At 67.4% G+C, this 12,411-nt stretch carries 10 protein-coding genes; 6 read left to right on the top strand and 4 right to left on the bottom strand.

The window, feature by feature from the left end; translation table 11 throughout:
• The 4 genes from AB0I81_RS50315 to AB0I81_RS50300 form a co-directional block, all read right to left on the bottom strand.
• Positions 1 to 734: reverse transcriptase/maturase family protein (locus tag AB0I81_RS50315; RefSeq protein WP_360674214.1), on the bottom strand; the 734-nt coding region annotated here is incomplete at its 3' end.
• Positions 735 to 1,263: 529 nt separating this feature from the next.
• A complete protein-coding gene (locus AB0I81_RS50310) occupies positions 1,264 to 2,094 on the bottom strand; it encodes an SAM-dependent methyltransferase (RefSeq protein WP_360674211.1) in 831 nt (276 codons plus the stop codon).
• A 224-nt stretch (positions 2,095 to 2,318) separates the two neighbouring features.
• Entirely contained in the window at positions 2,319 to 3,422 is a 1,104-nt protein-coding gene (locus AB0I81_RS50305; RefSeq protein WP_360674208.1) for an arabinogalactan endo-1,4-beta-galactosidase, read from the bottom strand.
• A 9-nt stretch (positions 3,423 to 3,431) separates the two neighbouring features.
• Positions 3,432 to 5,432: a beta-galactosidase gene (locus AB0I81_RS50300; protein WP_360674206.1), complete on the bottom strand. Its 2,001-nt coding sequence runs from the start codon at positions 5,430 to 5,432 to the stop codon at positions 3,432 to 3,434.
• Between the two features lie 179 nt (positions 5,433 to 5,611).
• Here AB0I81_RS50300 and AB0I81_RS50295 point away from each other — a divergent pair, with 179 nt between their 5' ends.
• The 6 genes from AB0I81_RS50295 to AB0I81_RS50270 all read left to right on the top strand — a co-directional run bounded on the left by AB0I81_RS50295 (position 5,612) and on the right by AB0I81_RS50270 (position 12,402).
• A complete protein-coding gene (locus AB0I81_RS50295; protein WP_360674203.1) occupies positions 5,612 to 6,928 on the top strand; it encodes a sugar ABC transporter substrate-binding protein in 1,317 nt (438 codons plus the stop codon).
• On the top strand, positions 6,925 to 7,809 hold the full coding sequence (locus tag AB0I81_RS50290) for a sugar ABC transporter permease (protein WP_360674200.1): 885 nt from the start codon (positions 6,925 to 6,927) through the stop codon (positions 7,807 to 7,809). The genes AB0I81_RS50295 and AB0I81_RS50290 overlap by 4 nt, the downstream gene beginning before the upstream one ends.
• Before the next feature lie 3 nt (positions 7,810 to 7,812).
• Entirely contained in the window at positions 7,813 to 8,691 is an 879-nt protein-coding gene (locus AB0I81_RS50285; protein WP_360674198.1) for a carbohydrate ABC transporter permease, read from the top strand.
• Positions 8,688 to 9,683, top strand: a complete 996-nt coding sequence (locus AB0I81_RS50280; protein WP_360674195.1) for a LacI family DNA-binding transcriptional regulator — start codon at positions 8,688 to 8,690, stop codon at positions 9,681 to 9,683. Before AB0I81_RS50285 ends, AB0I81_RS50280 begins: the two co-directional genes overlap by 4 nt.
• Before the next feature lie 684 nt (positions 9,684 to 10,367).
• Entirely contained in the window at positions 10,368 to 11,384 is a 1,017-nt protein-coding gene (locus AB0I81_RS50275) for a hypothetical protein (RefSeq protein WP_360674192.1), read from the top strand.
• Between the two features lie 46 nt (positions 11,385 to 11,430).
• Positions 11,431 to 12,402 (top strand): pentapeptide repeat-containing protein, encoded by a 972-nt coding sequence (locus AB0I81_RS50270; protein ID WP_360674189.1) that lies wholly within the window; start codon positions 11,431 to 11,433, stop codon positions 12,400 to 12,402.
• Positions 12,403 to 12,411 lie beyond the last annotated feature (9 nt).

Raw genomic sequence — 12,411 nt, 5'->3', positions numbered from 1 at the left:
TCACATCTCCGTACTTTCCCGCCGCAACCGCTCACCCCGCCGGTAACCCAACGTGACCTCGAAACAGAAGTTGCCCATTGCGTTGGAGGCGTGATCACCCCGCCTTGCGGCGCGCCGGAGAGCGTGGCGTTCCATTTCCAATCCTCCAGATATCCGGCTTGGAGCATGTTCCGCAGCAGTCGCAGGAACCGGTTATCGTGGATGTGCTCCGCTAGAATCGTCAGCATCACGTCGTGATCCAGCGATCCGAAACAATCGGAGATGTCTCCCTCGATGAACCAGGATGTTCCCGTCCAGTTATGCCGCACCTCGGCCAGCGCGGTGTGGCATCCCCGGCGTGGGCGGAACCCGTGTGAGTGATCGGAGAAGCGGGGCTCGTAATATGCTTCCAGCAGGAGTCGCATTACTTCGCCCACGAGTTTGTCCGACCATGACGGCAGGCCAAGGGGCCGCATCTTTCCGTTGCGTTTGGGGATGTGAACCTGCTTGACCGGGTGGAACCGGTAGCGCTCATGGCGCAGTTCCTCAATGATCTGGCCGATCCGGGCCTGGGAGGTGCCGTCGATGGTTGCGCCGTCGGCGCCGGGTGTCATCGCGCCCTGGTTGGCGTACAGACGCCCGGTGGCCAGCAGATACATGTCAGGGTTGAACAGTTGTCGATACAGTTCGGTGCACGGCAGGCCACGCCTGCCACGCTCACGCAGGACACTCAGTACCGTTTCGGCGCCTTGCATTACGCATACCTCCCGGGTTTTAAGTGTCCGATCACCTGGCCCCCTTCGCCCATGCGGACGGCTTTCCCGTCCTCCCTGGTGGGGCGTGACTCCCACGACTACTACGGGGCCTGCGTCACCCTAGGGCTCGCGCCCCTTAGGCGATCCCACGTTCGTCTCTGTCATACGTGATAGCGCGACTTAGGTGCCCTACTCATCTCCTTGAATATCCTCATTGGATATCGCTCCACACCCCGGAGATTGAGACGGCGACCCTAACACGACGTCTCAGGGTGCGACACCGGTTACAGGCAGGTTTCCGGTGGATGCCGCATTTCATCGCTGGAGATTGGGGTTCAGGCAGTTCAGCTTTCACCATATCGCGCGGGTCCCGCAGCGCACCGCTCCCATGCCTGGACACGGTCACTGCTTTCCTGCCATGCTATTGTTCCCTTCGCCTTTCGGGTCCAGGTAAGGCATTAGACCCAGGAACTTTTCTCCGAGTTCCTCCCGGCTTAACCGGAGATATGACAAAGCGCCTCGTGGCGCATCAGGGCTTGCGGGCGACCGCTCCCACGAAGGTGTGGTACGTGATGCCCGGTTCGGCCTGGTCGTCGGAGTCCGGACGCCATTCCGGGAGCGGCACCAGGCCCGGGTCCAGCAGGTCGAGGCCGTCGAAGTAGGTCAGGATCTCCTCGCGGGTGCGCCACCGGCCCGTGCCCAGGGTCTCGTTGAAGATCTTCTCGGCGGCGAACGCCTGTTTGGAGACCTCAGGGTGGGCCAGGCCCGGGTTGTGGAAGTGGGAGACGGCCAGGTAGCTGCCCGGGGGGAGGTGGTCCACCAGGCGGGCGGCGATGGCGGCCGGGTTCTCCTCGTCGGCCAGGTGGTGCAGGATCGCGAACAGCAGCAGGCCGACCGGGCGGGAGAAGTCGATCAGCTCGCGTACCTCGGGATGGTCGATGATCGCGTCCGGGTCGCGCAGGTCGGCCTCCACGACCGTGGTGCCGGCGTCCACGGCGAGCATGGCGCGGCCGTGCACCAGGACGGTCGGGTCGTGATCGACGTAGACGACCCTGGTGCCGGCGGCGGCCGATTGTGCGATCTCGTGCACGTTGCCCTGCGTGGGCAGGCCCGAGCCGATGTCCAGGAACTGGCGGATGCCCGCCTCCGCGGTCAGGAAGCGCACCACCCGGCCGAGGAACTCCCGGTTGGCGCGGGCGGCCTCGGGGGCGTCGGGGGCGATCTCCAGGGCGCGCTCCGCCATCCACCGGTCGGCCGCGTAGTTGTCCTTGCCGCCGAGCATGAAGTCGTAGACGCGGGAGACGTTGGGCTTGGTGGTGTCGATCCCCTTGGGTGCCTGCTCCCGCTCGTCGTCGGCCACTTGGGGCTCCTTCGGGTGCGTCGATTGAGGAGATCGTAGTGCTCGGATGGTGAAATTTCGGGAAAAGGCGGGCAATTGCGTCCCGTGGGTTGCAACGCTCAGGTCCGGCGTTGGGCATCGGGTGAGGTGGGGAGTTGGTCCGGGGTCGGTCGGGTGAGGTGGGGTGAGGCAAGGTTGGGGGCGGGAGTCCGTGTGAGCGGAGACCCGCCCGATTGTGGCGAAGGTCAGAGGCGGCCGAGCACCGCCATCGCAGGTAGGGCGCGGTCGCCGTAGTCGAACAGGGCCTGGTTCTCCCAGCCGTTGCCCGATGACGGGTCGGCCGGGTCCCAGCCGTTGCCCCGGACGCCCGTCCAGGTGGCCTCCCAGGTGAACAGGCCGAGGCCCAGGCCGTTCGGGACGGCGCGGACGATGTCGGCGACGCGGGTGAGCATCGCCGACTGGCCCTGCGGGGTGGCCTGGTAGCCGGGGTACGGCGTGGCGGCGGTGATGATGTTGGCCCAGCCGTCGTCGTCGGCCGTGGTGAAGGGGTAGGCGGTCTCCACCAGGACCACGGGCTTGCCGTACCTGGTGGCCACGTCGTTGATGTTGGTGCGGAAGGCGTCGAGGGTGCCGTGCCAGTAGGAGTAGTAGGACAGGCCGATCACGTCGTAGCGGATGCCGCTGGAGCGCGCGTTGTCGAACCACCACCGGTACAGGCCGTTGTCGCCGCCGTTGGCCAGGTGCAGCACCACCCGGGTCGAGCCCGACACGGCCTTGACCGCGTCATAGCCGGCGTTCAGCAGGGCGGCGGTGTTCGGCCAGTTGGAGTTGGAGCCGTCCGGCCAGAGCAGGCCGCCGTTGAGCTCGTTGCCGACCTGCACCATGTCGGCCGTGGTGCCCTGGTCGCGCAGCGCGCGCAGTACGTCGTAGGTGTGGTCGTACAGGGCCTGCCGCAGTTGCGCGAACGGCAGGGACGCCCAGGCGGCCGGCTTGAACTGCTTGCCCGGGTCGGCCCAGGTGTCGGAGTAGTGGAAGTCGACGAGCAGGCCCATGCCGAGCGCCTTGATCCGCCTGGCCATCGCCAGCACCCGGGCCTTGGTGTTGTAGCCGTCGGCCGGGTTCACCCAGACCTTGAGCCGCATGTAGTTGAGCCCGGCCCGCGACAGGATGGCCAGCGCGTCGCCCCTGTTCCCGGCGGCGTCGCGGTAGACGCCGCCCAGGGCCTCCGACTTGGCCAGGCTGGAGATGTCCGCGCCCCTGATCTGCAGGCGGCCGGGTCCGGTCTGGGCCTGCGCCGGAGCGGCGAAGGCCGTGAGTAACAGCAGCACGGCGACGATGATGCGTTTCATCGGCTCTCCCTAGCTGGGGTTGGGGGGTTCCACAACTGTTTCCGCGATGACCGTTACCGCGCCGGCCGCGACGGTGACCGCCCCGTCGTGCCGTACGCCGTCGAACACGCTCACGCCGCTCACCCCCTCGACCGTCACCGGCTGGTCGCCGTGGTTGATCAGGAAGACGTGGCCGCCCCTGCGCACCAGCTCCAGGCTGTCGGGGAGGCCGCGCGGACGGGACACGCCCGCGTGGTCGAGCACCTGCGCGAGCAGGTCGCGCAGGCCGGTGAGCGGGGCGGTGGCCAGGTACCAGGCGGTGCCGGCGCCCAGGTCGTGCCGGGTGAAGGCGGGGTGGCCGGCGTCGGGCCCTTCGGCGAAGCCCCGGACCGTGACCGCGCCCGCCGGGCGGATCCGCTCGGACCACACGCGGGCGACGTCGCCGCCGGTCAGGGTCACGGTCTCGTGCTCGCGCAGCGGGTGGAACTCCTCGATCGACAGGCCCAGCAGCTCGCGCAGCGCACCCGGGTGGGCGCCGAGGTGGATGGTGTCGTGCTCGTCCACGATGCCGGAAAAATACGACACGAGCAGATGACCGCCCGCTTCCACGTACCGGTGCAGGTTCTTGGCGGAGGTCTCGGTCAGCAGGTACGAGCTGGGCGCCACCACCACCCGATAACCCGAAATATCGGCGGAAGGGTGGACGAAGTCCACCGTGACGTGCTCCCGCCACAACGCCTCGTAGAAGGCGTCCACCCGTTCCCTGAACGTCAGGTCCACCGACGGCCGCCAGTCCAGCTCCAGCGCCCAGTACGACTCCCAGTCCCACACGACGGCCACCTCGGCCCGCACCCGGCTGCCCCGCAGTCCGGCGAGGCCGCGCAGGTCGGCGCCGAGCCGGACGATCTCGCGCCACTGCTCCGAGCCGGTCCCCGCGTGCGGCACCATCCCGGAGTGGAACTTCTCCGCCCCGAACCGCGAGGCCCTGAACTGGAAGAACAGCACGCTGTCCGAGCCACGGGCGACGTGCGCGAGGCTGTTGCGGCGCATCTCGCCCGGCCACTTGGCGATGTTGCGCGGCTGCCAGTTGACCGCGCCCGCCGAGTGCTCCATCAGCATCCACGGCGCGCCGCCCGCCACCGACCTGGCCAGGTCGGCGGACATGGCCAGGTCGATGTGGTTGTCCGGCCGCTCGGCCTTGAGGTAGTGGTCGTTGGCGACCACGTCCAGCTCGCGGGCCCACTGCCACAGGTCGGTGGACTTGCAGTTGACGGTGCCGGCGAAGTTCGTGGTGACCGGGATGCCGGGGGTCAGCCCGCGCAGCAGGTCGCGCTGGAGCGCGTAGTGCTCGCGGTGCTGGCCGTCGCTGAAGCGGGCGTAGTCGAGGCGCTGGGCGGGGTTGACGGCCGTGTGGTTCTCGCGGGGGGCGTCGATCTGGGACCAGTCGGTGTAGGTCTGGCCCCAGAACGTGTTGCCCCACGCCTCGTTCAATGCGGAAATATCGCTGTACGTGGTGGCGAGCCACTCGCGCCAGGCCGCCACGCTGTGCTCGCAGTAACACTCGCCGAGCGGCGCGCCGTACTCGTTGTGCACGTGCCACATGACCACGGCCGGATGATCGCGGTAGTGCTCACCCAGCGCCCGTACCAGCCGCGCGGTCGCCTCGCGGAAGGCCGGCGCGCTGGAGCAGGCGCTCTGCCTGCCGCCGAACCCGATCCTGACCCCGTCCCTGCTCACCGGCAGCACGTCGGGATGGGCGGCCACGAACCAGGCGGGCGGCGCGGCGGTCGGGGTGGCCAGGGCCACCGCGACACCGGCCCCGTGCAGCCGGTCGATGATCTCATCCAGCCAGCCGAACGCGAAGCGGCCCTCCTCGGGCTCCATCAGCGCCCACGAGAACATGCCGAGGCTGACCAGGTTCACCCCGGCCTCGCGCATCAGGGCCGCGTCCTCCTCCAGGACCTCGCGCGGCCACTGCTCCGGGTTGTAGTCGCCGCCATAGGCGATCCCGGCAGGACGCTCCGGATACATCCATCCCCCCAAAAAGCTCTGTGAACGTGCACAGTAAGGCTCGCCCGTCTCCTTTGGGAACCGGCATCCGCTAATTTCACGCTTTTGCAGGACATTAACGAGAACGTAACGACCCCTTGACGGCCGTTTCCGTGCTGCCTCACTCTGTGCACGTTCACAGAACCCTCTGGAGGTACGCAATGCGCGCCAACCGCCTTGGAGCAGCCCTGGCCGTCGCGCTCACGGTCACCCTCGCGAGCTGCGGCTCCAGCGAACCCACCGAGAGCCCCGAGGCGGCGCAGACGACGGCCGCCGCCCCTCAGGGCCCGGTCAAGCTCACGTACTGGACCTGGGCCCCCAACATGGACAAGATCGTCGCAGTCTGGAACAAGGCCAACCCGGACATCCAGGTGACGGTCAGCAAGCAGGCGGGCGGCGACGACGCGGCGGCCAAGTTCCTCACCGCGGCCAAGGCCGGCAACCCGCCCGACCTGGTGCAGGCCGAGTACCAGCACCTGCCCTCGTTCATCGCCGCCGACGCGGTGGCCGACCTCAAGGCCGAGACCGCCTCGATCAAGGGCGAGTTCACCGAGGGCCTGTGGGGGCTGGTCACGCTGGGCACCGAGTCCGTGTACGGCATCCCGCAGGACAGCGGCCCGATGATGCTCTTCTACCGCAAGGACCTGTTCGACAAGCACGGGCTCAAGGTGCCGGCGACCTGGCAGGAGTACGGCGAGGCGGCCAGGCAGTTGCGCAAGAAGGACCCGAAGGCGTACCTGGGCACGTTCTCCAGCAAGGATCCGGGATCGTTCACAGGGCTGGCCCAGCAGGCGGGGGCGCAGTGGTGGTCGATCAGCGGCGAGTCGTGGAAGGTCAACATCGCCGACGAGCCCACCAAGAAGGTCGCCGACTACTGGGGCGGCCTGGTGAAGGAGGGCGTCATCGACGACATGCCGTACTTCACGCCCGAGTGGAACAAGGCGCTCAACGACGGCAAGCTGCTGACCTGGCCGTCGGCGATCTGGGCGCCGGGCGCGCTGGCCACCAACGCGGCCAAGGCCGAGGGCAAGTGGGCCGTCGCGCCGCTGCCGCAGTGGAACGCCGGGGAGAACTTCAGCGGGTTCTGGGGCGGCTCGTCGATCGCGGTGTCGGCCAAGACACCGAACAGGGCCGCCGCGGCCAAGTTCGCCACCTGGCTGAACACCGACCAGGCCGCCATCGACCTGCTGGTCAAGGAGGCCGCGATCTACCCGGCCGCCACCAAGGCGCAGTCGGCGCTCGGCGAGCCTCCCGCGTACTTCGCCAACCAGCCCGACTTCTGGCAGCAGGCCGCCGCCGTCTCCACCGGGGCACGCGGCTTCACCTTCGGCCCGAACGTCGGCGTGACCTACAACGCCTTCAAGGACGGCTTCGACAAGGCGCTGCAGGACGGGTCGCCGTTCTCCGGGGCCGTGCAGGGCATGCAGGACGCCACGGTCGCCGACATGCGCAAGGCCGGATTCACGATCGCCTCATGAAGCGCTCCCAGAGAGGGGTCTGGCCGTACCTCTTCCTGACCCCCGCGATCGTGCTGTTCACGCTGTTCCTCGCGGTGCCCATCGGCTACACCGTCTACCTGGCGATGCGCCGTACCAAGGTGTCCGGTCTGGGGCTCGGGCGCGGGGCGCGCAGGGAGGTGTTCGTCGGGTTCGACAACTTCGCCGCCGCCCTGGCCGACGCCGAGTTGTGGAGCGGGTGGCTGCGCGTGCTCGGGTACGGCGCGCTGGTGCTGGTCGTGATGCTGGGGCTGGCGCTGCTGTTCGCGCTGCTGCTGGACTCGGCGCGGGTGCGGCTGGCCCGGTTCTCGCGGATCGCGATCTTCCTGCCGTACGCGGTGCCGGGCGTGGCGGCCACCCTGCTCTGGGGCTTCCTCTACCTGCCCTCGCTCAGCCCCATCAGGGACGTGCTGGAGGTGGACTTCCTGGGGGCGACCACCGTCACGTACTCGATGGCGAACGTGGCGGTGTGGGGCGGGGTCGGCTTCAACATGCTCGTGCTCTACACCACGCTGCGCGCCATCCCGCGCGACCTGTACGAGGCCGCGCGGCTGGACGGCGCCTCCGAACTGCAGATCGCCCTGCGGGTCAAGATCCCGATCCTGACCCCGGCGATCATCCTGACCACCGTGTTCTCGATCATCGCGACGATCCAGGTGTTCACCGAGCCCACCACGCTGCGCCCGCTGACCAACACGATCAGCTCCACGTGGAGCCCGCTGATGAAGGTCTACCGCGACGCGTTCGTCACCGGCGACCTGTACTCGGCCGCCGCCACCTCGATCGTCATCGCGGCGATCTCGCTCGTCCTGTCGTTCGGGTTCCTGCGCGTGGTCCGCAACCGCGCCTTCATGGAGGGCTGACTGATGGTCACCGCCACCGCGTCGGCGTCACACCGCAGGGTTCGCGCGGGCGCGGGCCGCCTGATCGGCGTCGTGCCCACCGTCCTGCTCCTGATCGGCGCGATCTACTGCCTGTTCCCCGTGCTCTGGGTGATGATCGCGGCCACCAAGTCGCCCGGCGAACTGTTCAGCACCGGGACCCTCTCCCTCGGCACCGGTTTCCTCGACAACATCGCCGAGCTGTTCGCCTACCGCGACGGCGTGTTCTGGCTCTGGGCCGGCAACACGCTCATCTACGCGGGCGGCGGCGCGCTGCTGTCCACCGCCGTCTCGGCGATCTCCGGGTACGCGCTGGCAAAATACCGTTTCCCCGGCCGCAACGCCATCTTCAACCTGCTCATCGGCGGCATCCTGGTGCCGGCCGTGGTGCTGGCGATCCCGCAGTACCTGCTGTTCTCCAAGATCGGGCTGGCCGACAGCCACTGGGCCGTGCTGCTGCCGCAGATCCTGCACCCGTACAGCATCTACCTGGCCCGCATCTACGCCGCCGCGGCCGTCCCCGACTCCCTGCTGGAGGCGGGCCGCATCGACGGGGCCGGCGAGTGGCACCTGATGTCGCGGGTGGCGATGCCGCTGATGGTGCCGGGCATGGTGACGATCTTCCTGTTCCAGTTCGTGGCGATCTGGAACAACTTCCTGCTGCCGTTCATCATGCTCGGCGACGACCACAAGTTCCCGCTCACCGTCGGCCTCTACACACTGCTGGCCGCGGGCTCCAACCAGCCCTCCCTCTACAACCTGATCCTGACGGGCGCCTTCCTGTCGATCATCCCCTTGATCGCGCTGTTCCTCACGATGCAGCGATACTGGAAGACCGACCTGTCCTCCGGAGCCCTGAAGTGAAACGCCCCACGATCCATGATGTCGCCGCCGTCGCCGGTGTGTCCCGCGGCACGGTGTCCCGCCTGCTCAACGGCAACAAGTACGTGAGCCCGGCGGCGCGCGTGGCCATCGAGAGGGCCATCTCGGAAACCGGTTACGTCGTCAACCGCGCCGCCCGGAGCCTGGTCACGCAGCGTACGGGCTCGGTCGTCATGGTCCTGTCCGAGCCGCACGAGAAGTTGTTCGAGGACCCCAACTACAGCACGCTCATCCGGGTGGCCATCAAGATGCTGGCCGAGCGCGACCTGTCGCTGGTGATGATGATGGCGGGCGACGCGGGCGACCGGGAACGCGTGGTGCGTTACGTCTGCGGCGGCCACGCCGACGGGGTGCTGCTGGTCTCGACGCACGCGGGCGACCCGCTGCTGGACGCCCTGCGCGGCGGCCCACCGGCCGTCTCCTGCGGCGCCGTCATCGGCCGCGAGACCGTCATCCCGTACGCCGCCGCCGACGACCGCCTCGGCGCCCGCCAGATGACCGAGTACTTCGTCGGCCTCGGCCGCAAACGCATCGCCATGATCACCGGCCCGATGGACACGCCCGGCGGCATCCAGCGCCTGGAGGGCTTCGCCGACGTACTCGGCCGCAAGGCCAGCAAGCGGCTGATCGCGCACGGCGACTGGACGCAGGCCAGCGGCGAACGGGCGATGAGCGAACTCCTGGAGCGTACCCCCGACCTCGACGCCGTCTTCGTCGCCTCCGACCTGATGGCGGCCGGCGCTCTGGCGGCGCTGCGGGCGGCGGGGCGGCGGGTGCCGGAGGACGTGGCGGTGGGCGGCTTCGACGACTCCTCGGTGGCCGTCTCGACCCACCCCCCGCTGACCACGATCCGCCAGCCGCTGGCCGAGATGGCACAGCAGACCATCCGCCTGCTGCTGGCCCTCATCGACGGCGCGGAACACGTCGACCCGGTGATACTGCCAACCGAACTGGTGATCCGCGACTCCACCTGACTCGAGCCCCACAACCCCTGGATCATCCGCCTACAGCTGGACCGACTTCCCGTTGCACGTGCCCTCCTTGGCGAACGCCGTTTGGTCCGTCATCATCGGCGTACGGCGTGGGTTGGGGGAGCAAATGGCTGCTTTCCGTATACCGCGGCACAGGTCAGTGGCGGCACGCCTGTGGGCCATGACGGTATCGTTCGGCGACCCTGGATTCACGTCCGCCGGCGATCGGCCAAGAAAGTCCTGGCCGAAGTTGGTATGCCCGAGCCAGGCATGCCGCACACGGCAGGCTGCGCCTCCTGCACGGGCGGTCAAGTGCGTGAGCGGGCACTGCCCCGTGGTGCTGCTCGCGATGTACTGCGATCTGAAGCCCTCAACGTATGCACATTTCGCGGTGGGCCCCGATGACAACGGATGGTCTTGTCTCGCGTCAGACCAGGTCACCGGCAGCCAATACATAGTGTCGCAAGGACAGATCTGCTTCGCCTGCGAAACGATCACGCACGATACGAGCGACGAGTACCTGAAGACCTGCGCCCAAGGACACACGTTCTACGTCTTTCGCAGCGAGCAATCGTGGTGTAAACACGACCCCACGGTGCCGAAGTGTCGATGGGTCGCGGCGCAAGACGGTGGCAATATCCAATGCCAGCGTTGCATCTTCTACAGATAATTCCCTGGGAGCTGAGCATGTCTGCGAATCCGTTGGCGGGCATTTCCGGTGGGCTCGCGACCATAGGGCGCTACTTCACGGTGGTGAGCCTCATCCCCGCGACGCTCTTCGCCGGATACCTCTTCCTGCTGATGAAGAGCGGGGCCTGGGGCATGGGGGCGCTCGACTGGTCGCGGGCGGCGACGGACCTGTCCCTCCAGGACGCTGTCGTCTTCTCGATATTGGTAAGCGCCACGGCGCTGGCTCTGCACCCTCTGCAGTACCCACTCGTGCGGATCATGGAAGGCTACTGGCACGGGCCGTTGCTGGCCTCCTTGGCGGTGATCCGGATCGCCTACCACCGGCGTCGTCGTGACCAGCTCGTCAGGCGACTCAACCAGTGGAGGCTGCACGAGTCGGGCTTCCAAGCCGGTGCCGATCCCTCTTCCGAGGCGGTTGTGCGCGCGTACGTGATGGTGGGTCAGCTTGATCGCGCTCTGGCCGCCTATCCGGAGCCCGACGAGATCCTTCCCACGCGTCTGGGCAATGTGCTGCGCAGGCAGGAAAGGCAGGCGGGCAGCGCCTACGGGATAGAGTCCATCGGTGCTCTGCCGCGCCTGGCCATGGTCGCCAAGCCGCCGGAACTCGCCTATCTGAACAACCAGCGCACACAACTGGAGCTGGCTCTCCGGACCGCCATACTTGGCCTGTTCGCCACCGTCATCACCGTGCTTTTCATGTGGTGGCAGGGCTTGTGGATGTTTCTCGCCGTCGTCCCTTACGGTATGGCCTATGCCTCTTATCGGGGGGCGGTGGCGCTCGCGGAGGAGTACGGCATGGCGATGCGAACCCTGATCGATATGAGCAGGTTTGCGCTTTATGAGCGGTTGCGCCTCGAACAGCCCTTGAACTCTGTCGCCGAGCGGAACCTGAACGCCTCTTTGGCGGCGGTCTTCATGGGCGAAGGGCGGCCTGTCGACTATATGCCACCAGATGCCTACGAAACGACATTGAAGAGCTTGTTGCAGCTGTTTGATGCTCACAAGGTTAAGTGACCCATAGTGGTTTCGTATGTCTAAGTGACCATGTTTCGGTGACCCGATGGATGAAGGCACGACACCCTCACAGTCCTCTCAGCCGGACGGCCCGGACAAGCCGTCGGCCTCTCCGCGCGCGCAGTCCGAGCAGCCTGGACAGCCTGACCAGGAATCGGTCGCCGCCCCGCCAGGACGCCTCAGCCTTCAGGAGTTGGGATCTGCGAATGTCCAGGAGCGGTTGAATGCGCTGTCTCAGCCGACGACCATGGGCGGGCAGCAAACGCAGACCGCAGGTGGGCAGCAAACACCTCAGAGCGGGGGGCAAGACGCGAACGGCACCGAAGGACCCCGCAGGCGTGAGCGGCTGTTGTGGTTGTGGCCGATCGCCGTTCTGACGCTCATGGTGGCGAGCGGCATGGCGCTCGGGTCGCTGGGCATCTTCCTCGCCGCCGTCAGTGCGGTGTGCACGTTGATGCTCTTCATCGGAGACACGGCTCTCTCGCAAGGCCAGAGGCTGGCCGTAGCCGTGATCGGGACACTACTGGTGGCGGTGGCGCTGGTGGGCTCCCATCGCGGGATACCGTTATTCTCCACCGAACCGTTCTCCACCGATGAACTGGTTGCCACAGCCGCAGGGAAGGGTTTTGTGGCGACGGACGCGCCCGGACTTGACTTGAGCGGTAAGAGGGTGACGGCGAAGGACATCGAGGGCAAGAATCTGCGGGGCGCGGAACTGTCCGGGGCGAACCTCGAAGGGCTTGACCTGCACGGGATGGATCTGACCGGTGTCAAGGCCGCGGGAGCGTCCTTCCGGCGGGCGATTCTGGATCGGGCGCGCCTGCAGGACGCCGACCTTCGGGGAGCCGATCTGCGTGATGCCTGCCTGTACGGAGTGGATCTCACCCGGGCAAAGATTCAGGGTCTCGACGCCACCGGCTCGGACGTCACGGACGCGATCGTCTCGGAGGCGAGCACCAGGCAAGCGCGGTGGCCTGCCGAAGGCAGCGACACCTCGTCCTTGATGTGCGGCAGGTAGCGAGAGTGC

The organism is Nonomuraea sp. NPDC050404, assembly GCF_040655495.1.
In the GTDB taxonomy this organism is placed as follows: Bacteria; Actinomycetota; Actinomycetes; order Streptosporangiales; family Streptosporangiaceae; genus Nonomuraea.
The sequence above is the reverse complement of the archived record's forward strand: the minus strand, read 5'-3'. Positions and strand labels throughout refer to the sequence as shown.